Origin of the sequence: Flavobacterium crocinum, from assembly GCF_003122385.1 — a bacterium.
Classification (GTDB): domain Bacteria; phylum Bacteroidota; class Bacteroidia; order Flavobacteriales; family Flavobacteriaceae; genus Flavobacterium; species Flavobacterium crocinum.
In genome coordinates this window covers 5,646,079-5,666,791 of record NZ_CP029255.1, presented here as the reverse complement: position 1 = coordinate 5,666,791, position 20,713 = coordinate 5,646,079, and the positions used below count along the sequence as shown (strand labels likewise).

18 protein-coding genes are annotated in these 20,713 nt (G+C 34.0%); 15 read left to right on the top strand and 3 right to left on the bottom strand.

What is annotated here, in order from left to right; genetic code table 11:
• Nucleotides 1-171: 171 nt before the first annotated feature.
• The 5 genes from HYN56_RS24010 (at nucleotide 172) to HYN56_RS23990 (ending at nucleotide 5,265) form a co-directional block, all read left to right on the top strand.
• A complete protein-coding gene (locus tag HYN56_RS24010) occupies nucleotides 172-762 on the top strand; it encodes an HD domain-containing protein (protein ID WP_109194918.1) in 591 nt (196 codons plus the stop codon).
• A gap of 340 nt (nucleotides 763-1,102) precedes the next feature.
• Nucleotides 1,103-2,449: a cytochrome ubiquinol oxidase subunit I gene (locus tag HYN56_RS24005; RefSeq protein WP_109194518.1), complete on the top strand. Its 1,347-nt coding sequence runs from the start codon at nucleotides 1,103-1,105 to the stop codon at nucleotides 2,447-2,449.
• A gap of 2 nt (nucleotides 2,450-2,451) precedes the next feature.
• The gene (cydB, locus tag HYN56_RS24000) at nucleotides 2,452-3,528 is read left to right on the top strand and encodes a cytochrome d ubiquinol oxidase subunit II (RefSeq protein ID WP_109194517.1); all 1,077 of its coding nucleotides are present in this window, start codon (nucleotides 2,452-2,454) and stop codon (nucleotides 3,526-3,528) included.
• 699 nt (nucleotides 3,529-4,227) lie between these two features.
• Nucleotides 4,228-4,632, top strand: coding sequence for a hypothetical protein (locus tag HYN56_RS23995; RefSeq protein WP_109194516.1), 405 nt, complete (start codon nucleotides 4,228-4,230; stop codon nucleotides 4,630-4,632).
• A 234-nt stretch (nucleotides 4,633-4,866) separates the two neighbouring features.
• Nucleotides 4,867-5,265, top strand: coding sequence for a helix-turn-helix transcriptional regulator (locus HYN56_RS23990; RefSeq protein ID WP_109194515.1), 399 nt, complete (start codon nucleotides 4,867-4,869; stop codon nucleotides 5,263-5,265).
• A 129-nt stretch (nucleotides 5,266-5,394) separates the two neighbouring features.
• Here HYN56_RS23990 and HYN56_RS23985 read toward each other — a convergent pair whose 3' ends face one another.
• On the bottom strand, nucleotides 5,395-6,180 hold the full coding sequence (locus HYN56_RS23985) for a sulfite exporter TauE/SafE family protein (protein ID WP_109194514.1): 786 nt from the start codon (nucleotides 6,178-6,180) through the stop codon (nucleotides 5,395-5,397).
• Between the two features lie 310 nt (nucleotides 6,181-6,490).
• Nucleotides 6,491-7,117: a Crp/Fnr family transcriptional regulator gene (locus HYN56_RS23980; RefSeq protein WP_091491998.1), complete on the bottom strand. Its 627-nt coding sequence runs from the start codon at nucleotides 7,115-7,117 to the stop codon at nucleotides 6,491-6,493.
• Between the two features lie 406 nt (nucleotides 7,118-7,523).
• Between HYN56_RS23980 and HYN56_RS23975 the strand changes: the two genes are divergently transcribed.
• The 5 genes from HYN56_RS23975 to HYN56_RS23955 all read left to right on the top strand — a co-directional run bounded on the left by HYN56_RS23975 (nucleotide 7,524) and on the right by HYN56_RS23955 (nucleotide 12,813).
• Nucleotides 7,524-7,835: a rhodanese-like domain-containing protein gene (locus tag HYN56_RS23975; RefSeq protein ID WP_091491996.1), complete on the top strand. Its 312-nt coding sequence runs from the start codon at nucleotides 7,524-7,526 to the stop codon at nucleotides 7,833-7,835.
• A gap of 73 nt (nucleotides 7,836-7,908) precedes the next feature.
• Nucleotides 7,909-9,489 (top strand): NADP-dependent glyceraldehyde-3-phosphate dehydrogenase, encoded by a 1,581-nt coding sequence (locus HYN56_RS23970; RefSeq protein ID WP_109194513.1) that lies wholly within the window; start codon nucleotides 7,909-7,911, stop codon nucleotides 9,487-9,489.
• A 278-nt stretch (nucleotides 9,490-9,767) separates the two neighbouring features.
• On the top strand, nucleotides 9,768-11,645 hold the full coding sequence (locus HYN56_RS23965; protein ID WP_109194512.1) for a M1 family metallopeptidase: 1,878 nt from the start codon (nucleotides 9,768-9,770) through the stop codon (nucleotides 11,643-11,645).
• A 5-nt stretch (nucleotides 11,646-11,650) separates the two neighbouring features.
• Entirely contained in the window at nucleotides 11,651-12,043 is a 393-nt protein-coding gene (locus tag HYN56_RS23960) for an ACT domain-containing protein (RefSeq protein WP_109194511.1), read from the top strand.
• A gap of 155 nt (nucleotides 12,044-12,198) precedes the next feature.
• On the top strand, nucleotides 12,199-12,813 hold the full coding sequence (locus HYN56_RS23955) for an outer membrane protein assembly factor BamD (protein WP_109194510.1): 615 nt from the start codon (nucleotides 12,199-12,201) through the stop codon (nucleotides 12,811-12,813).
• Nucleotides 12,814-12,858: 45 nt separating this feature from the next.
• Here HYN56_RS23955 and HYN56_RS23950 read toward each other — a convergent pair whose 3' ends face one another.
• Nucleotides 12,859-13,422 (bottom strand): outer membrane beta-barrel protein, encoded by a 564-nt coding sequence (locus HYN56_RS23950; RefSeq protein WP_109194509.1) that lies wholly within the window; start codon nucleotides 13,420-13,422, stop codon nucleotides 12,859-12,861.
• Nucleotides 13,423-13,596: 174 nt separating this feature from the next.
• Between HYN56_RS23950 and HYN56_RS23945 the strand changes: the two genes are divergently transcribed.
• The 5 genes from HYN56_RS23945 to HYN56_RS23925 all read left to right on the top strand — a co-directional run bounded on the left by HYN56_RS23945 (nucleotide 13,597) and on the right by HYN56_RS23925 (nucleotide 20,519).
• Nucleotides 13,597-14,001, top strand: a complete 405-nt coding sequence (locus tag HYN56_RS23945) for a GNAT family N-acetyltransferase (protein ID WP_109194508.1) — start codon at nucleotides 13,597-13,599, stop codon at nucleotides 13,999-14,001.
• 154 nt (nucleotides 14,002-14,155) lie between these two features.
• Nucleotides 14,156-14,539: a hypothetical protein gene (locus HYN56_RS23940; RefSeq protein ID WP_109194917.1), complete on the top strand. Its 384-nt coding sequence runs from the start codon at nucleotides 14,156-14,158 to the stop codon at nucleotides 14,537-14,539.
• A gap of 180 nt (nucleotides 14,540-14,719) precedes the next feature.
• Nucleotides 14,720-15,802: an efflux RND transporter periplasmic adaptor subunit gene (locus HYN56_RS23935; RefSeq protein WP_109194507.1), complete on the top strand. Its 1,083-nt coding sequence runs from the start codon at nucleotides 14,720-14,722 to the stop codon at nucleotides 15,800-15,802.
• Between the two features lie 105 nt (nucleotides 15,803-15,907).
• Nucleotides 15,908-19,075, top strand: coding sequence for an efflux RND transporter permease subunit (locus tag HYN56_RS23930; RefSeq protein ID WP_109194506.1), 3,168 nt, complete (start codon nucleotides 15,908-15,910; stop codon nucleotides 19,073-19,075).
• The gene (locus tag HYN56_RS23925) at nucleotides 19,068-20,519 is read left to right on the top strand and encodes a TolC family protein (RefSeq protein ID WP_109194505.1); all 1,452 of its coding nucleotides are present in this window, start codon (nucleotides 19,068-19,070) and stop codon (nucleotides 20,517-20,519) included. Before HYN56_RS23930 ends, HYN56_RS23925 begins: the two co-directional genes overlap by 8 nt.
• Nucleotides 20,520-20,713: the final 194 nt, after the last annotated feature.

The window sequence follows — 20,713 nt, the reverse complement described above, 5'->3', positions numbered from 1 at the left end:
TTTTCCGTTAAAATAGGTGACTAATGTTACAGAAATTTGATTTCTGTTAAAAAATAATGTGGATTTTGCCATAGGAGTTATATAAAGTGATTTAAAGTTGAGCAATTACGCTTTAAGCTTTAATTTTGCATATGACCAATGTCATTTTTAAGAAAAAAAATAATCAGTTATATGAATACTCAGGATTTATTAGATCAAATTGCTTTTATAAAAGAGATTGATAAAGTAAAATACATTCAGCGTAAAACGAAATTGTTTAACAGTGACCGATGTGAAAATGATGCTGAACACAGCTGGCATTTAGCGTTAATGGCAATTGTTCTGGCAGAACATTCCAATACACCAATTGATGTTTTGAAAGTCGTAAAAATGGTTTTGATACACGATATTGTAGAGATTGATGCAGGAGATGTTTTTATTTATGATACTGTAAAGAGTCATGATAATACAGATGAAGAACGTTTGGCTGCAAACAGAATTTTTGGTTTATTGCCGAAAAAACAAGCTGAAAATTTTATTGCGATTTGGGAGGAATTTGAAGCAGGTGAAACCAACGAAGCCAAATTTGCCAGATCAATGGACAGATTAGAACCTTTATTGCAAAATACTTCTAACAACGGTGGCACCTGGAAAGAATTTGGAGTGACTTATGATAAGGTTTACGAGAAAAAGAGCGTCATAAAAAATGGATCAACAACTTTATGGAATTATGCTGAAGGTTTGATTAATGAAAGCGTAGAAAAGGGGATTTTGAAGAAATAATCAAACATAATTAAATATAGCCTGCGGTTTCAACCGCAGGAACTCATGCATAATCACGATACGTTTCCCGCGGTTGAAACCGCGGGCTATGTTTTATCACGTAAATCTATAGATAATCTTGTCATTTCGACCGAAGGGAGAAATCACACATGATGATCGACAAAGATGGAGATTTTGTTTGCGGAATTTCTAGTGTGATTTCTCCCTTCGGTCGAAATGACAAACTTTGACAAAATTGTTGAAAAGTTTAACAAATATCAGCCGATAAACTTTTTTTAAAGGGCGTTAATTCGGGTTGTAATGGTTAAATTTGTGGAACTTCATAAACAAATTACCACTTATGGAAGAAATGCTCTTTTATGATCGAATGCAGTTCGCGTTCACCATTACTTTTCATTATCTTTTTCCACAGCTTACAATGGGTCTTTCGCTCATCATTGTTTACTTCAAATGGAAATTTCTTAAAACTAAAGACGAACAATACAATCATGCCACCCATTTCTGGATGAAAATCTTCGCCCTCAATTTTGCAATGGGCGTTGTAACCGGAATTCCGATGGAATTTCAGTTTGGAACCAACTGGGCAAAATTCTCCGAATTGACAGGCGGAATCATTGGTCAGACACTTGCAATGGAGGGAATGTTTTCTTTCTTTCTCGAATCGTCGTTTTTAGGATTGTTTTTATTTGGAGAAAAACTGTTGGGACATAAATGGCATTTTGTTACCGGATTATTAATCATGATTGGTTCCTGGGCCAGCGGATTCTTAATCATCGCCACACATTCGTGGATGCAGAATCCCGTTGGATATGAAATTTTGGAAAACGGAAAATTTGTTCTGAATAACTTTCAGGCTTTATTTTTAAATCCGTGGCTTTGGCCTTCTTATTTGCATAATCAGGCAGCTTCTTTGGTAACAAGTTCTTTTGTTGTTGCCGGAATTGGTGCCTTTTATATTTTAAGTAAGAAGAATGTTTCTTTTGGGAAATTATTTCTAAAAACAGGAGTAATCTTCGGATTGATTTCGAGCATTATTGTCACAGTTCCAACGGGCGATTTAGCAGCTAAAAACGTTGTAAAATACCAGCCTGTGACTTTTGCTGCAATGGAAGGAATTTTTCATACCGAAAAGAAAGGTTCCGAAATTGTCTTAATCGGTCAGCCCGATGTTAAAGATAAAAAGCTGGATAATAAAATCGCAGTTCCAAACATTTTAAGTTTCCTGACTTACGGAAACTGGGATCAGGAAATACAAGGTTTAGACCAGTTTCAAGAAGATCTTCATCCAACTAATATTTCGGGATTGTATTATGCTTATCATATTATGGTTGGACTTGGAACTGTTTTTATTGGATTAATGGTGATTTCACTTCTTCAATTAATCAGAGGAAAATTGTTTGAGACTAAATGGCTTTTATGGTCCTTAATGTTCATGATGCCGTTTCCGTACATTGCCAATACTACAGGTTGGTACACGGCCGAATTAGGAAGACAGCCTTGGCTGGTTTATAATTTACTGAGAACAGCAGCCGGAGCATCGCCAACAGTTTCTTCCGGAAATACCTTGTTTACCTTACTTGGCTTTATTGGTTTATATCTTTTGCTGGGAATGCTGTTTTTACTTTTAGTTGGGAAAATTATCAATAAAGGACCGCATCACGTGGAACTTTCAACAGAAAAAATATAAATATGGAATTTTTTTGGTACGTAGTTTTAATGGGAATTTTGGCTGTTTATCTGGTTTTAGACGGTTATGATTTTGGTGCAGGAATTATTCATTTATTTTTTGCCGATACAGAAAAAGATAAAAAAGCAATTACCAATGCGATTGGACCTTTTTGGGATGCCAATGAAGTTTGGTTAATTGCGGCCGGAGGGGTTTTGTTTTTTGCTTTTCCAACATTATATGCTTCTTCTTTTAGCGGATTTTATCTTCCGTTGATTATGATTTTATGGCTTTTGATTTTTCGTGCCATCGGATTGGAGATGCGTGGACAGGTGCACAATCATATGTGGGAAAGTATTTGGGATAAAGCATTTGGAATTGCAAGTTTGCTTTTAGCACTATTTTTCGGAATTGCTTTAGGAAATATTGTTCGTGGTGTCAATCTTGGAATGGTGCAAAACGGAGTCTCTACGCAAGAACCGCATTTTTTCTTTCTGCCTTTATGGAATCCAACGTTTAGTCCGCAGGCAAATGAATTGGGAATTATCGATTGGTTTACGCTTTTTCTTGGCGTTGTAAGTGTTGTGGCTTTAACGATTCACGGGGCAAACTGGATTATTTATAAAACGAATTCAGCTTTAAATCCGAAATTGAAAAAAGTGGTTTTTGCTTTGAATATTGTTTTGCTGGTTCTGGTTTGTATCTCGCTTCAGATCTGGCATTTTATTGAACCTAAACCGTTTCATAATTTCGTTGAAAACCCGATTCTTTGGTTTTTTCCGTTGTTGACTTTTGTTGGGATTTTAGGTTTGTTTAAAGTACGTTCCTTTAAAAAAGACGGTCATGGATTTTTATTCTCGACGTTCTTTTTAGTTGGAGGATTTGCTTCGACAGCTGTTTCGATTTTTCCGAATGTATTGCCTTCAACCAATAAAGTGAATCCGTCCTTAACAATTTATAATACTGCAGCGCATGAATATGGATTGAATGCCGGATTGAGCTGGTTTTTTATAGCTCTGTTTCTGGTGATTATTTATTTTATAATTCAATATCGCGTTTTCAGTGGGAAAATGGACGATATTGGATATGGAGAACATTGATTTTTTTGTTAGCCACAAATTGCACAAATTTTCACAAATTATTATTTGAGTTAAAAATAACATGAATTGCCTCCAGTTTTAACTGGAGGTTTTTGTTTAGGTAAATGATTTGGCTTTAGCCAAAATCGAGAAGTTTGGCTACAGTCTTTTATTTACAAAGATTTGTTTGTCTTCTGTTAAAGATGGAGTCAATTGAGAAGAATATTAAAACCGAAAACGACTTTCTGACTTATTTTGCGTTAGGGATAGGAGCGGTATCTCCCGATTTAGAAAAACAAGGCTTTTTAGCCGTAGTTTTTGTTAATCGGGAATTTAGCGGATAGCCCGGCCGAAGGAAACGCCCAAAAAAAGTAAATCATATTGATCCTTATTAGAGAAGGCGGAAAATTTGCCAAAACTGCTAAAAGAATAATAAAACAACATCAAATGCGAAATCTGTTTGTTTTTTGGGAATGAACAGAATTTTATTTTGATTTTTGACAGAATTACAAAATAAAATGTCCTTAATAAGCCCATTTTATAAACATAATCGTCAATTAAAGATTTAATTACAACTAATAGTTATATTCTATAAGTTACGGTGTAAGAAAAAAAAGAAGTTATTGCTTAATATTGCGTATCTAAGAATTTTTTTCCCCTAGGATTCTTAAAAAAGTGATTTCCAAAAAAACTTAAATTTATTTTTTACTACCTAGAGTTATGCCCTTAAAAATTTTACCCGACAAGATTAAATTCGATTACGATTCTAAAGAATGGCAGTATCAATTTAATGAAATTAGAGAACTGAGACTTCTCAAAAAAAAGAAAAAGTATTTTCTGGAGAATGGTGCTTTTATTGCTGTAACTGGAGCAACTTATTATTGCATGATTTTTTCCAACTTAATGGATTTATATTATATTATTCCTGCACTTTTATGTTATGCACTCATCATAGCATCCCGGTTTAAAAATAATAATGAGTTCGAGTATTTTATTTTTGTAAAAGATATTTATAAAAAAGAAATAAGAACAAAAATAGCTACAAAAGATCGTGTTTTAATCGGTAAACAAATCGATCAGTATTTAGGTCTTCAGTTTGAAAGAAACATAGGAAGAACTGCGTAATAAAATAATTAAAAAATGTTTGTATTTGAGATTGCACTTTATGATTTTGTTTTCATAATAGCAGCTTTCATGTACGGTTATTTTATTACCAAAAGAAAAATTTAACCAATTTCTACTATATAAATTACTTAGAATATAGTAGCTTTAGAATACCCAAAAATAAGTATAGTTATGTCGTTACTATTTTTAACGGCTGGCTGTTTTAACTATACATGACCCCAAATCAGGAAAATTATGGCCGCAACAATTAAAAACAAAATCAGAAACATTAGAGAGTTAAAGAATTATACTCAGGAATACATGGCAGACAAATTAGGTGTAACGCAAGCGGGTTACAGCAAAATTGAAAAAGGAAAGACTTCTTTGAGTTACGAAAAGTTAGTAGAAATAGGAAGGATTTTAGATGTCAGTGTCGAAGATATAATTAGTTTTGAGTACGATAAGTACTTTAGTAATTTTAATAAAATTACAGGAAACAACAATGGAAATAATAACGGAAACATATCAATTAATGCTGATAATTCTTCGGTTTTAAGAGAGCTTTACGAAGATAAAATACAGTTGTTAGAGAGACTTTTGAATAAAACTGAAATTGAACTGGAACGTTATAAAGATAGATTTGGAGAAATCTAAATTAGTTTACTCAAAATTTTTAGTTTCATCTTTGTCAAAGCTTAGGCTTTGACAAAGATTACTCTACAAGTAAAACTAAATTCAAAATATAAAAAAAACTACGCTGATCCTTTGGATCTTCGTATTACTTTAAAACAATACTTCTTTTGTAATAATATAAAATCCCATTACAAGGACAAACCAACCGAAAAGGGGTTTTAATTTTGTGCCATCTATTTTTTTAGAAAGCTTACTTCCAATTAACATTCCGATTAATGCCATTGCAGATACACTTAAAAGAAAAGTATAATTTATTGGAGTGCCAATGTATAAATCGCCTGCAAAACCTATTGATGAATTAATAGTAATGATCAAAAGTGAGGTTCCAACGGCTTGTTTCATTGGTAACCTGGCGAAAAAAAGCAAAGCGGGAATTATTAAAAATCCGCCGCCGGCACCAAGAAATCCGGTTACGATTCCAACCAGAAATCCGATGAAGCTTAATTGTAAGTAGTTGGTTTCTGCCGATTTTATTTCGGGTTGATTTTTTTTAATCATCGAAATTGCTGCAGTAATCATTAAGACTGAAAAGATTACCATAATCAAAAAATCTTTTGAAACTGTATAGGATGCTACACAAAATAGTGTCTTGGCTATTTGAGGAAAAATCACTTCGCGGATAATCAGAATAGAGACGACCGAAGGAACTGCAAAATACAAAGCAGATTTTAGTTTTAAATTACCCATCTTGTAGTGGCTATAGCTTCCAAATAAAGCGGTTAAACCTACAATGAACAACGAATAAGAAGTTGCCTGATCCGGATTTACTTTAAACAGATAAACTAAAATTGGAATAGTCAAAATAGAGCCGCCTCCGCCAATTAAGCCAAGAGTAATTCCGATTATGATTGAAGCAAAAAAGCCTAAATATTCCATTGCATTTATTTTAATGCAAAGTTGCTTCGGAAATTAGAAACCTACAGTAACATTTATCACAGAAGATTTTTTTTCGCCACGAATTACACAAATTTTCGCGAATTTTCTTTTTGCCACAGATTAAAAGGATTATAAAGATTTCTTTTTGTTTGGATGTTGCCTTTGGCAGCTCGAGCGAAATCGAGAACTCAAAAAGCATTTCGATTTCGCTTAATATGACAAAAAAATGAATGTAAATTTGCGGACAACAAATTAAACGCACAGCATAAAAATCCTTTTAATCCTTTTAATCTGTGGCAAACAAAAACTTTTACTTTAGTAACTCAATTTGGTTTCGGTTGAGTTTAACCAAACCACGCTGTTCCATTTTTTTTAATAATCTGGAAACCACTTCACGCGAAGTATTCAATTCGGTTGCGATTTCCTGATGTGAAAGATTAACTTCAGAACAACCGCAGGCATCAGAATGTCTTTTCAAATAAAATTCTAATCGTTCGTCCATTGAACGGAAAGCAATATTATCTACTACTTCCAGAACTTCTTCGAAACGGCTTCTGTAAGTTTCAATGACAAATTCGTACCAGCTTCTGTGTTCCATCATCCATTTGTCCATAGATTGTAACGGAATCATCATTACCGAAACATCTTCAACTACTTTGGCCATAATTTGGCTTTTCTCACTTTTCGCTGTACAAATCATTGAAATTGCACAAGCCTGACCCGGTTGTAAATAATACAATAAAAATTCGCCTCCATCTTCGCCCTGACGATAAATCTTGATTTTGCCTTTGGTAATTAAAGCGGTGTTCTTAATATATTGTCCAGTACGCATTAAAATAGTTCCGGCCTCAAAATCCTGAAGACTTCCATTTTCTTCGATAGTAGCAATAAGTTCGTTAGAGAAATTAGGAAAGATAGTTTTTAATGAATTTTGCATTAGAGATGTTTATAAAAAATAGAAAACAATATTTTACCAGTCAGAGATTAAGTTTAATGAAACTTAATTTTCTTCATTATTTAATGGTTGGAATTAAAAAACTTTAATGTTCTTCTCTTTTTTATTTTATCAAAAAGAGACTGAAAATTATAATTGTTTACAAAGATAATAGATTGATTTGGGATTAATTGTCAGAATCCTAGATTTAAGATCAATTTTATGTAAATGAAAAAATCCTATTTTCTACCGATTTTGTAGAGTGAATTTTTAAAAATAGTAAGTAAATTTGTAAATCACTGATTATAATACTTTCTCTAAAACGTTTTCTGAGAATAATAATCGAAATCGCATTTGGTACGTTTTTTATAAATAGAAACGTCGTAATTTTACAAAAACACATTTTATTATGAATTTATCACAAGAAGATTGGGTTGCTCAGTTAGAGGCTGACGAAAATGCAGTTATACTTGACGTAAGAACTGAAGACGAATTTAATGACGGCTACATTGAGAATGCTTTAAACATTGATATCAATAAAGGGCAGGGGTTCATCTATGAAATCGAAGAATTAGACAAAAATAAAAATTATTATGTATACTGCCGTTCAGGTGCTAGAAGCGCAAAAGCTTGTCAGATCATGAACGAACTGGGTATACAAAATGCCTATAATCTGCTTGGCGGAATCCTGGATTGGGAAGGCGAAACAGTACAACCATAAAAGAAGAAGAGGCATACAAAAGCCTCTTTTTTCTTTTGAAAATAGAATTACCAGACCATTAAATAACCAAACTATGAGTTTTATACCAGAAGAATATCAGATTAATACGCTGATAAACCAAGATACTTATCTTGTAAACGGAGAATTGAAACAATGGACAGGGCAAACCACACCTGTGTTTTCAACTATTTCTTCAACAGAAAAATATTCGCCGACTTTATTAGGATCGATTCCTTTTATGGGAGAAAAAGAAGCAGCAGAAGTTGTTGAAGCTGCGACCAATGCATACGATATGGGGCAGGGCTTATGGCCAACCATGAAAGTCGCCGATCGTATTAAAAGCATGGAGAATTTTGTGAAACAAATGAAAGAAACCCGCGAAGAGGTAGTGAAATACTTAATGTGGGAAATTGGAAAATCATTGGGAGATTCACAGAAAGAATTCGACAGAACAGTTGAGTATATTTACGATACTATTGCAAGTTATAAAGAATTAAACGGTAGAAGTTCGCATTTCGAAAAAGTACAAGGAGTAAACGCGATGATTCGTCGTGGACCTCTTGGAGTGGTTTTATGTCTTGGACCTTACAATTATCCTTTAAATGAGACTTTTTCATTATTGATCCCGGCTTTGATTATGGGTAATACTGTAATCTTCAAACCTGCTAAGCATGGTGTTTTATGTATTTCGCCATTATTAGAAGCTTTTAGAAGCAGTTTTCCAAAAGGGGTTATTAATATTGTTTATGGCAGAGGACGTGAAGTTGCTTCTCCGATTATGAAATCAGGGAAAATTGATGTTTTGGCATTAATTGGAAACAGTAAATCAGCTATTGCTTTGCAGGATCAGCATCCAAACAAAAACAGATTGCGTTTGATTTTAGGTTTAGAAGCTAAAAATCCAGCGATCATTCTACCGGATGCCGATTTGGATTTGGCTATTCAGGAATGTATTACAGGAAGTTTGTCTTTTAACGGACAGCGTTGTACAGCTTTAAAAGTATTATATGTTCACGAATCTATCAGAGAAGAATTCAACAAACGTTTTGCTGAAAAAGTAGATAGTTTAGTTTTTGGAAATCCGTGGGATAATGGAGTTTCGTTGACACCACTTCCGGAATCTGAAAAACCTGGTTATATTCAGGGATTAATTGATGATGCAACTGGAAAAGGAGCAAAAATCATCAATGAAAAAGGAGGAAAACATACGGATAATTATATTTTCCCAGCGGTTTTGTTTCCAGTAAATAAAGAAATGAGAGTGTATCACGAAGAGCAATTTGGACCTGTTGTTCCTGTTCTTTCGTTCAAAGATATTAAAGAACCATTGAAAGATATGGCTGAATCAAACTACGGACAACAGGTAAGTTTGTTTGGTAAAGACATTAAAACACTTGCACCACTTATTGACGCATTGGTAAACTTAGTTTGCAGAGTGAACTTAAATAGTTCTTGCCAAAGAGGACCGGATGCATTCCCTTTTACAGGTCGTAAAGATTCTGCTGTAGGAACTTTGAGTATTCCGGATGCTTTGCGTTCTTTCTCCATTCGTACATTTGTCGCTTCAAAAGATATCGGTTATAATAATGAAATTCTGCAGGAATTGCTTAACAGCAAAGAATCGAATTTTATTAATACCGATTATATTTTGTAGTCATCAAGGTTATATATTAATTGTAGATACCCGTCTGTTGCCTTTTGGTGGCAGACGGTTTTTTTTTGAGATGCTTTTTAAAGATGCTAAGGTTCTGAGCTGCTAAGATTCTAAGTTTTTTATTTTAGGTTCAAAGTCCAACTACAAACAATAAACTATAAATCATCACCATTAACAATTCACAATTAATAATTAAATTTGCATCGCTTTGTAACATTAGTCGAAAGATGTTCACTAATTTGTTATCAATAATTAATTATAAGACCTAAGAATTACTTATGGAAAAGAAAATATTGCATTTTGCAGTAATAGCATTTGTTTTTTTTGCTCAGAATAACTTTGCTCAGGAGCTTTATATGCCAAGAAATATAAAACAAGCTTACGCAGACGGAACACGTTCTAAAGATGGGAAACCAGGAAAAAACTACTGGCAGAATCACGGAAAGTACAATATGGAAATTGCAGTTGATCCCAGGCTAAAAGTGGTAAGCGGAACTGAAACTATTATTTATGAAAATAACAGCAAAGATACTTTAAGAAGTCTGGCTATTCGTTTTGTAAACAATCTTCATAAACCTTCATCTCCGCGTGGCAGCATTGTAAGCGACGATTTTTTAAGTGACGGACTAACCATTACTTCATTAAAAATAGAAAATGAAGTTTATAACGAGAATGCCAGAAAATGGGGGACTGTTGGAGCTGTAAAATTGAAAAAAGCGATTTTACCGCATTCTAAAACTATTATAAATATTCAATGGAATTATCCTTTGTCTAAAGAAAGCGGCAGGGAAGGACAAATAGACGAAACTACTTTTTTTGTAGCTTACAGTTATCCGCGTGTTTCGGTTTATGATGATTATAATGGCTGGGATATGTTGCCGCATACCGATCGTCAGGAGTTTTATAATGATTTTAATGATTATGTTTTCTCTGTAAAAGCACCCAAAAATTATGTAGTTTACGCGACAGGAGATTTATTAAATCCGGATGAGGTTTTACAGCCTGAGTTTGCTACTCGTTTGAAAAAATCTTATACAACAGATGAGATTCTTCATATTGCAAACGAACAGGAAATGCAAAGCGGAATCGTAACGAAACAATACGATTGGAACGTTTGGAAATTCGAGGCTAAAAATATTACCGATGTTACCTTTGGTTTAAGCGATCATTACTTATGGGATGCAAGCAGCGTAATAGTTGATAAAAAAACAAATCGTCGCGCTAGTGTTCAGGCAGCTTATGATATTAAGGGAACAGATTTCGTAAATTCCGTTAAAAACAATCAATATGCTTTAGACTGGTTTTCTAATAATTGGCCTGGAGTTCCATATCCATTTTCGAAAATGACAGCGTTTCAGGGTTTTGCAGACATGGAATATCCTATGATGTGTAATGATTCACAAATGGGAGATGCAAAATTTGCTCAATTGGTACAAGATCACGAAGTGGCACATACCTATTTTCCTTTTTATATGGGAATTAATGAAACACGTTATGCTTTTATGGATGAAGGCTGGGCAACTACTTTTGAATATTTAATTGGAATTGCAGAACATGGTCAGGAAGCAGCAGATCAATTCTATAAAAATTTTAGAGTAAAAGGGTATATTAATGATCGTTCTACCGAAGAAGATCAGCCAATTATCTCAATGTCTACACAAGTTTCGGGAGCCGGTTATGGAAATAATTCATACGGAAAAGCTTCTTTGTCTTATTTAGCTTTAAAAGATATGTTAGGTGATGATTTGTTCAAAAAAGCATTACATGATTACATGGATACCTGGAATGGAAAACATCCAATTCCATGGGATTATTTTAATTCTTTCAATACGGCAACAGGAAAGAACCTAAATTGGTTTTTCAATAATTGGTTCTTTACAAACCATTATTTAGATATTGCTGTTAAAAGTGTTTCTGCTGATAATAAAGTTATTACAGTAGAGAATATTGGTGGTTTTGCGATTCCTTTTGATGTTCTAATTACTTATGCAGATAATTCAAAAGTAACTTTACATCAAACACCTGCAATTTGGGAAAAGAATCTAAAAACAGCTAAAATTGTTTTGAAAAGCACAAAGAAAATTAAACAAGTAGAACTTGACGGTGGTATTTTTATGGATGCAACTCCTAAAAATAACAGCTTAATAGTTAAGTAATTAAAATGTCCGGAGAGAAAGATTTACAGCAATTATTAAAAAGTATGAAACCTGAATTGAATACAGGAGATTATGTTTTTTGTAAAGTAGACAAATTAGAAAACATTGATTTGAATGTTGTAGAGATGTTTTTTAGGGAAAAAGAAGCCATTACTTTAATCCTTAAAAAAGAAATAGCTGACGTTTTAAAGTTGGAATATTCTCCTGCAATGTCATGGATAACACTTACCGTACATTCGTCATTAGAAGCAGTCGGATTAACAGCGGCATTTTCTAAAGCTCTTTCAGAAAATAATATCAGTTGTAATGTAGTAGCAGCTTATTATCACGATCATATTTTTGTAAATAAAAAAGATGCAAAAAAAGCGATTGAAATCCTGAATTCATTTTCGAATTGACAATAGAATTTAACAAAATAAAAAGAGAATCTAATGTTTTTAGGTTCTCTTTTTATTTTGATTCATTTTAAATAGTTTAAAAATGCATCAAAAAAGTAGGAAACATTATTCAAAAAAATTAGGTTTGCAAAGCAACAAATCAATCCCCATTTATAATGAAAAAAACATTCCCCCTAATTGTTTTTTTGATTAGCCTTCAATTTTTTGGACAAAATGATCCAAAAACTGCATTTCAAAAAAGCAAGTATGAATTAGCTGTTTCCTACTACAAAAAAGCTGATTTTACTAAAGCTATTGATTTATTTTCTTTGGCTGCCAATATTAAACCTGAAAGCGAAATAGGTCAGGAAGCAATTAAAAAAGTAGATACTTTACGTGAAGTTTTACGAAAAGAAATCCTGGATCAGGCAGTTGGTACCTGGAAAAAATCAGGAAATCAGCCGGTTTGGTCAAGTACCGCTGTAAATAATGAAAATCAGTCTACGGTTGAAGAACTGATTGAAATTAAAGAAGATCAGATTTTGTTTTATGAAGTAGATAAAAAAACGAAAACAAAAAAACTTTTAAAAACAGAAAACTTAATTTACAATGATGCAAACAATACAGTATCACCATTTTCAGAGATTATCCTTTCTGATGGTACTATTTGGAACTGCAGTATTAGTGAAAAAGCAGATGTTCTTCATGTTGTTAACGTAGCGGTTAAAACCGAAGATGGAATAGAAAAAATAAAAAGTGATAACGAAGAAAGTTATTATATTAAAAACTAATAAAAAAGGGAATCAATCGATTCCCTTTTTTTATAAAACTATATTTTACAAGAATTTAAATCCGAGCGAAAAATTGGTAACACCAGTTTTGATTTCGCCGTTAGAAGAATCAATATCACTTAGACCTGCAAGATATCTTACGTCAAAAGTCAATTTCCAGATATCTACGCCAGCTCCGCCAATTATACTATGGTTATTTTTTTCTATTGCAATAGAATTTAAACCATTATTTTTACTAATGTCTGAGTAGTTTTTCCAGTTGTAGCCAACAAAAAGCCTTACGTTTCCTAATTTTCCAAGTGGTAATAATTTGTATCCGGCAATTAAGGAAGCGTCTGTTCCTCCCAATTTAAATTCGGTTTCGCCAACACTATTTTGATACACGCTGAAATTAGATTTGGCATAACCAAATTCGGCCTGTCCATAAAAAAGTAAAAGATTTACTCGTGCAAATGCTGCAAAACCAATTCCGGTGTTGGTATGGTCTGAACTAAAGTTGTTGGTATTTACAGAAGTGATATTAGTAGAAATCTGAGGTCCGACTTGTATTAACTGCGCGAATCCATTTGCGTAAATACATAAAAATACTGCTAAAAATAATTTTTTCATAACAGACTGGATTTGATTTTGGTTTCATAAAAATAATCATAATTGATTTAAATTGAATGATTTGTCTGATTTATTTTTTTGTAATTTTTTAGAATACAACAACGTAAAGTCTTTTCGGATTTTTAGGTTTTACCGTAAATAATTATTTTTGGCTAACTTGAAAAATAGCGTAATATGGAAATAAAAAAAATAGAAGCAGCTGATACCTGGATAATAAGACATGAAGTAATGTGGCCAGATCAGCCTTTTGAATTTGTTCAGTTAAAAGAGGATGATTTTGGATTGCATTATGGTGTTTATGAAGACAATAAATTAGTTTCAATAGTTTCTTGTTTTATTGATGGTGAAGTAATGCAGTTTAGAAAATTAGCGACCTTAAACGCTTATCAGGGCAAAGGAATAGCTTCTGCATTATTACGCCATATTTTTAAAGTTGCAGAAGAAAAAGGAGTGAAAAAAGTCTGGTGTAATGCCAGAATAGAAAAAAAACAATTTTACGAAAAATTTGGTATGACCGATACAGGTGAAGTTTTTAATAAAGCCGGACAGGAATTTGCTATTCTGGAAGTGTTGTTTTAAGTGTTTGTTTTTAAGTGTTTTAGGTTGTTTTTTTCTCCTTCAGCAAACAGGAATAATTTTATTTTGGATTGAAAACGTTTTCGCTTGCAATTACATGTTAAGGATTTCTTATTTTATTTTTTTTATTCCAATCTTTTATTACTTTCGCACCCAAATGAGAAAGTTAATAGTATTTTTAGTATTCATGAATATGCTTCTGTTCGGCGGAGGCCAATATCTTAATGCAAATACTTTTGGCTTACCTCAGCACCATAATCTTGAAAAGAAACATAGGGTTAAATTTACTAATCAGGATCGTGGATCTTCAACTATTGAAGATGCTACTGATATTGATATTGAAGAAGATCTTCTAGGGAATGATGATGTTGATGGACTTACGAACAAATTCTTTGCGACGTCTTACAGTTTAATAGACGATTTATATCTGGCTCTTTCAGATCAGTCTGTTGCAAATGATTCCAATCGTTTTAAAATTTCTACGCCTTTCTTTGGGCATTCAAATCCTTTATACATTACGCAACGAGTATTAAGAATTTGATTTTAAAATATACATTGGTTGCCTAAGTTGCGATCCTGCATATCTTGCTGCTGTATATTTTTTTCTTACTTCCGCTTATATGACAATTAAGGTCAGACCAGGGCTTACTGATGTTACATTCCATCTTTAAGGAATCTTTGTATTCCAGGCATTCAATCGCTTAATTTCCATTTAAAAATCATGAAAAGAATCATCTTGATCACAGGCTTTATGGCCTTGGTGTGCTTAACCAGTTGTACACAAAAAAAAGAAGAAAAAGAAGAAGAAGAAAAGTTCACTGTAACTAATCCGGTAAAAATTGATACTTCGTTTACGAAGGAATACGTTTCGCAGATCAGATCTGTCCGAAACATCGAGATCCGTGCTCAGGAAAAAGGGTTTTTACAAAACATCTATGTAGATGAAGGGCAGTTTGTAAAAAAAGGACAATTGTTGTTCAAAATTATGCCAAACATGTATCAGTCTGAATTACTTAAAGCACAGGCAGAACAAAAATCAGTGGAAATTGAATTACAAAATTCAAAACTATTGGCTGATAAAAATATCGTTTCTAAAAACGAATTAAGTGTAGCTCAGGCAAAATTGCAGTCTGCAAAAGCTGAAGTGGCATTGGCAAAATTGCATTTATCTTTCACAGAAATCAGAGCTCCTTTTGACGGAACAATCGACAGAATTCCATTAAAGCTTGGAAGTTTGATTGATGAAGGAGAGTTATTGACAAGCCTTTCAGACAACAGTCAGATGTTTGCCTATTTCAATGTTTCTGAGCCGGAATATATTAGCTATGAAACGAATATTAAAGATCGTGCAGATAACAAAGTGAATTTAGTTTTAGCTAACGGAGATATTTTTAAAGACAAAGGAAATGTTGAAGTTATAGAAAGTGAATTTAACAATGAAACCGGAAATATTGCTTTTAGAGCACGATTCCCAAATTCAGGAAAACTGCTTAGAAATGGGGAGACAGGACAAGTTCAGATGAATGTTCCGTTGAAAAACGCTATTGTAATTCCACAGAAAGCGACTTATGAAATTCAGGATAAAAAATATGTTTTCATTGTAGGGAAAGATGACAAAGTAAGTTCTAGAGAAATCACGATTACAGGCGAGATTCCTGATTTATACGTGATTAAAAGCGGACTTAATGAAAATGACAAAATCTTACTTGAAGGCGTTCAGAAAGTAAAAGAAAACGACAAAATTAAATACGAGTTTGAATCTCCTAAAAAGGTAATTAATAACCTTCGCTTAAAAGCAGAGTAAAATTAATGTTCAGTCGCAGTTTTAAGTATTCAGTTTTATTTTGAAACGTAGGACTGTACTGACTTATTGATTTCCTTTTGATTTAATCATTAAAAAAATATAAAAATGTTTAATAAATTTATTCAAAGACCAGTATTGTCGATAGTGATATCGCTGATAATTGTCTTTTTAGGGGTTTTGTCCGTATTGAATTTACCAATTACACAATTCCCTACCATTTCGCCTCCAATGGTGAATGTTACCGCAGATTATCCGGGATCTAACGGTGAGTTGATGATCAAGGCGGTAGTTATTCCTCTGGAAAGAGCCTTAAACGGGGTTCCGGGAATGAAATACATGGCTTCTGATGCCGGAAACGATGGTGAAGCTACGATTAAAGTGGTGTTCAACTTAGGAACAGATCCGAATCAGGCAGCTATTAACGTTCAGAACCGTGTCGCTTCGGTTACCAATAAACTCCCTCCTTTGGTAATTCGTGAAGGTATCAAAATTACAAGAGAAGTACCAAGTATGTTGATGTACGTGAATCTTTACAGTACAGACAAAAATACCGACATGAAGTTCTTATACAACTATGCTGATATCAACGTACTTTCTGAATTGAAAAGGGTAAATGGTATTGGTTCAGGAGATATCTTAGGAACACGTGAATATGCCATGCGTATTTGGTTAAAACCAGATCGTATGTTAGCTTATAAAATTTCTGCTGATGAGGTAATGGAAGCATTATCCAGTCAGAGTTTGGAAGCTTCTCCGGGTAAAACAGGAGAAAGTTCCGGTAAACGTTCTCAGGCATTTGAGTATGTATTGAAATATTCCGGACGTTTTACAACAAAAGAACAATATGAGAATATCGTAGTTAAAGCAAATCCAAATGGAGAGCTTTTAAGATTGAAAGATGTTGCTAAAGTTGAATTTGGAAGCTCGATGTATGATATCTATTCTAATTTGAATGGAAGACCATCAGCGGCTATTGTATTGAAACAATCTTTTGGTAGTAACGCGAATCAGGTTATTGAAGAAGTAAAAGCAAAATTGGAAAAAATCAAACAAAGATTTCCAAAAGGAATGGATTATGAAATTTCGTATGACGTTTCTAAATTCCTTGATGCTTCTATTGAAAAAGTAATTCATACTTTGGTAGAAGCGTTTATTCTGGTAGGTTTGGTAGTATTCCTTTTCTTAGGAGACTGGCGTTCTACTGTTATTCCTGCCATTGCGGTACCTGTATCGCTGATAGGAACTTTTGTGTTCATGACATTCTTTGATATATCATTGAACTTAATTACATTGTTTGCTTTGGTATTGGCAATTGGAGTCGTCGTCGATGATGCGATTGTGGTTATTGAGGCTGTTCACGCCAAGATGGAAGAAGAACATCTCTCGCCATTTAAAGCAACGAAAAAAGCAATGCATGAGATTGCAGGAGCAATTGTTGCCATTACATTCTTAATGGCAGCAGTATTTATCCCGGTTGCGTTTATGTCTGGTCCTGTTGGAGTATTCTACAGACAGTTTTCTGTAACGATGGCAACAGCAATCATCCTTTCCGGTATTGTGGCTTTGACATTGACACCGGCGCTTTGTGCGATGATGTTAAAAAACAATCATGGTCAGCCTAAAAAGAAAACTCCTGCCAATAGATTTATTGATGCCTTTAACGAAAAATTCAATTTAGCGCAAGGTAAATATCAAAATCTGTTAGGTAAAATTGTGGACAGAAGAGTGGTTACGATCGTGGCACTTGTAGGTTTCTGTATTGGAACATGGTTAATAAGCAGTTCGGTTCCTTCAGGATTTATTCCAAATGAGGATCAGGGAATGTTTTATGCTGTAATTCAGACACCTCCGGGTTCTTCTTTGGAAAGAACTAATAATATTGCGGAGAGAGTTCAGAAAATAGCAGAAGATATAGACGGAGTAAAATCAGTTTCTTCATTAGCAGGTTACGAAATTCTGTCTGAAGGTACAGGAGCCAACTCAGGAACGTGTTTGGTGAACCTTAAAGACTGGAGCGATCGTAAAGAATCTGTTTTGGAGATTATGCACGAAATGGAGGAAAAATGTAAAGATATTACAGGAGCTAATATCGAGTTTTTCCAACCGCCTGCTGTACCTGGATATGGAGCTGCGGGAGGATTTGAGCTTCGTTTGTTAGATAAAACCGGTTCTGTTGATTATAAGAGAATGGAGCAGGTTAACAACGACTTCGTTGCGGAATTGAACAAACAACCGGAATTAACAAACGTATTTAGTTTCTATAGTTCTAGTTTCCCTCAGTACATGATGAAAGTTGATAACGATTTGGCACAACAAAAAGGTGTTTCTATCGAAAATGCCATGAATACTTTGTCAACTCTTGTGGGAAGTAACTACGAAATCAGTTTTATTAAATTCGGTATCAACTATAAAGTAATTGTTCAGGCTTCACCGGAATATCGTGCACAGCCGGATGATATCTTAAAACTGTATGTGAAAAATGATCGTGATGAAATGGTACCTTTTTCTGCTTTTATGAAACTGGAAAAAGTGTACGGACTTTCAGAAATCACTCGTCATAATATGTATACCTCAACTCAGATCAGTGGTTCTCCGGCTGCGGGTTATAGTTCAGGAACAGCGATTAAAGTGATTCAGAAAATAGCTGCTGAAAAATTACCAAGAGGGTATGATATTGATTGGGCAGGTATTTCTGCCGATGAGGTGGCTCAGGGTAATCAGGCTATTTGGGTATTCTTAATCTGTTTAGGATTCGTTTATTTAGTATTAGCGGCGCAGTACGAAAGTTTTATTCTGCCATTATCCGTAATTCTTTCTTTGCCGGCAGGTATTTTCGGAGCTTTCCTTTTATTGAAATTGACAGGATTAGAAAACAACATTTATGCTCAGGTTGCGATGGTTATGTTGATTGGTTTATTAGGTAAAAATGCCGTATTGATTGTAGAGTTTGCGATTCAGAGACATGCAGCAGGATTATCTGTTTTACAATCTGCAATGGAAGGAGCAAAAGCAAGGTTCCGTCCAATTTTGATGACTTCGTTTGCATTTATCGCCGGTTTATTACCACTTGCTTTTGCAACAGGTCCTGGTAAAATTGGAAATAGAACTATTGGTACTGCTGCTGCCGGAGGTATGCTTATCGGAACTATTTGCGGAGTATTCGTAATTCCGGGATTGTATTTCATCTTCGCTAAGATTGCCGAGAAACATAAACTGGTAAAACATGAAGAAGAGAATCCATTAACAGAAGAAATTGATAACAATCATGTATAAAATCAAAACATATCAATATAGCATTGCATTAGCTGTATGTCTAACAGTTGCAGGGTGTAAAACCCCTGCACCTGAGGCAGCAGTAACTACAAGTGCACCAGTACCTGAATCGTTTGGTTCGACAACCCAGGCTCAGGATGCTAACAATAATACGGCAGCATTAAACTGGAAAGATTATTTTAAGGATCAGAATCTGGTAGATTTAATAGATGTTGCTCTTAAAAATAATCAGGAACTAAATATTACTTTGCAGGAAATCGAAATAGCAAAAAATGATATCCGTGTAAAAAAAGGACTTTTATTACCAACAGCAGGTTTACGTGCCGGCGCCGGAGTAGAAAAAGTGGGAAGATATACAAGCCAGGGTGCGGGTGATGCTACAACGGAAATTAAACCAGGAGTTGAAACACCAGATCCGTTGGGAGATTTTACGATTTCAGCTTATGCAAACTGGGAAGTAGATATCTGGAAAAAACTGCGTAATTCTAAAAAAGCAGCTTTAAACAGATACTTGGCTACAGTTGAAGGTAAAAACTTCGTAATTACAAATCTTATCGCTGAAGTAGCTGATTCTTATTACGAATTAATGGCTTTGGACAATCAGTTGGATATTGTAAAACAAACCATCAAATTGCAGACTAATGCTTTGGAAATTGTAAAAGTTCAAAAACAGGCAGCAAGAGCAACTGAATTAGGAGTTAAGAAATTTGAAGCTGAGGTTTTAACTTCACAAAGCATGGAGTTTGATATCTTACAGCAGATAAAAGAGACCGAAAACAAAATCAACTTTTTGTTGGGTAGATATCCTCAGGAAATAAAAAGAACAAACAATACTAATTTCTTAAGTTTATTACCAGCTGTTGTAACTTCTGGAATTCCTTCTCAGTTGTTACAGAATCGCCCGGATGTTAAGCAGGCAGAATTGGAATTGGTGGCTTCAAAATTAGATGTGAAAGTAGCTCGTGCTGAGTTTTATCCTTCTCTGGATATTACTGCAGCGATAGGAGTAAATGCTTTTAAACCTTCTTATTTGTTTACAATGCCGGAATCGCTTTTATATTCTTTGGCAGGAGATCTTGTAGCGCCTTTGATTAACAGAAATGCAATCAAAGCAGAATTTGCAAGTGCAAACGCAAGACAGCTTCAGGCATTGTACAATTACGATCGTACGGTTTTAAATGCTTATTTAGAAGTATCCAATCAATTGTCTAAGATTGAAAATCTTCAAAAAGGCTACGATCTTAAATCAAAACAAGTGGACGCTTTAAATACTTCTATTGATGTTTCAAACGATTTGTTTAAATCGGCCAGAGTAGATTATTTTGAGGTTTTAATGACGCAGAGAGATGCATTAGAAGCTAAACTGGAATTAATTGATACTAAAAAAGAACAACTTAATGCTGCAGTTCATGTTTACAGAGACCTGGGCGGCGGATGGAAATAATTTTGCCAATTAATTTGTAGAGAAAGAAAGCCTTTCAGGAGTAAAATTCTGAAAGGCTTTTTTGTGTTTTGAAAAATTCTGATAGATTCAAATCCTTAACTTTTAAAATAAAACATATTCTGTCATAATTATAGCTTTTAGAGGCTTTGTGATTGTTTTACTAAATATAAGTTTAAAACAATTGTAATTAACTA

Bases quoted from the DNA above. Each gene is read 5' to 3' on its own strand.
- HYN56_RS24010 (WP_109194918.1), top strand. From the start codon at position 172: ATGAATACTCAGGATTTATTAGATCAAATTGCTTTTATAAAAGAGATT.
- HYN56_RS24005 (WP_109194518.1), top strand. From the start codon at position 1,103: ATGGAAGAAATGCTCTTTTATGATCGAATGCAGTTCGCGTTCACCATT.
- cydB (WP_109194517.1), top strand. From the start codon at position 2,452: ATGGAATTTTTTTGGTACGTAGTTTTAATGGGAATTTTGGCTGTTTAT.
- HYN56_RS23995 (WP_109194516.1), top strand. From the start codon at position 4,228: ATGCCCTTAAAAATTTTACCCGACAAGATTAAATTCGATTACGATTCT.
- HYN56_RS23990 (WP_109194515.1), top strand. From the start codon at position 4,867: ATGGCCGCAACAATTAAAAACAAAATCAGAAACATTAGAGAGTTAAAG.
- HYN56_RS23985 (WP_109194514.1), bottom strand. From the start codon at position 6,180: ATGGAATATTTAGGCTTTTTTGCTTCAATCATAATCGGAATTACTCTT.
- HYN56_RS23980 (WP_091491998.1), bottom strand. From the start codon at position 7,117: ATGCAAAATTCATTAAAAACTATCTTTCCTAATTTCTCTAACGAACTT.
- HYN56_RS23975 (WP_091491996.1), top strand. From the start codon at position 7,524: ATGAATTTATCACAAGAAGATTGGGTTGCTCAGTTAGAGGCTGACGAA.
- HYN56_RS23970 (WP_109194513.1), top strand. From the start codon at position 7,909: ATGAGTTTTATACCAGAAGAATATCAGATTAATACGCTGATAAACCAA.
- HYN56_RS23965 (WP_109194512.1), top strand. From the start codon at position 9,768: ATGGAAAAGAAAATATTGCATTTTGCAGTAATAGCATTTGTTTTTTTT.
- HYN56_RS23960 (WP_109194511.1), top strand. From the start codon at position 11,651: ATGTCCGGAGAGAAAGATTTACAGCAATTATTAAAAAGTATGAAACCT.
- HYN56_RS23955 (WP_109194510.1), top strand. From the start codon at position 12,199: ATGAAAAAAACATTCCCCCTAATTGTTTTTTTGATTAGCCTTCAATTT.
- HYN56_RS23950 (WP_109194509.1), bottom strand. From the start codon at position 13,422: ATGAAAAAATTATTTTTAGCAGTATTTTTATGTATTTACGCAAATGGA.
- HYN56_RS23945 (WP_109194508.1), top strand. From the start codon at position 13,597: ATGGAAATAAAAAAAATAGAAGCAGCTGATACCTGGATAATAAGACAT.
- HYN56_RS23940 (WP_109194917.1), top strand. From the start codon at position 14,156: ATGAGAAAGTTAATAGTATTTTTAGTATTCATGAATATGCTTCTGTTC.
- HYN56_RS23935 (WP_109194507.1), top strand. From the start codon at position 14,720: ATGAAAAGAATCATCTTGATCACAGGCTTTATGGCCTTGGTGTGCTTA.
- HYN56_RS23930 (WP_109194506.1), top strand. From the start codon at position 15,908: ATGTTTAATAAATTTATTCAAAGACCAGTATTGTCGATAGTGATATCG.
- HYN56_RS23925 (WP_109194505.1), top strand. From the start codon at position 19,068: ATGTATAAAATCAAAACATATCAATATAGCATTGCATTAGCTGTATGT.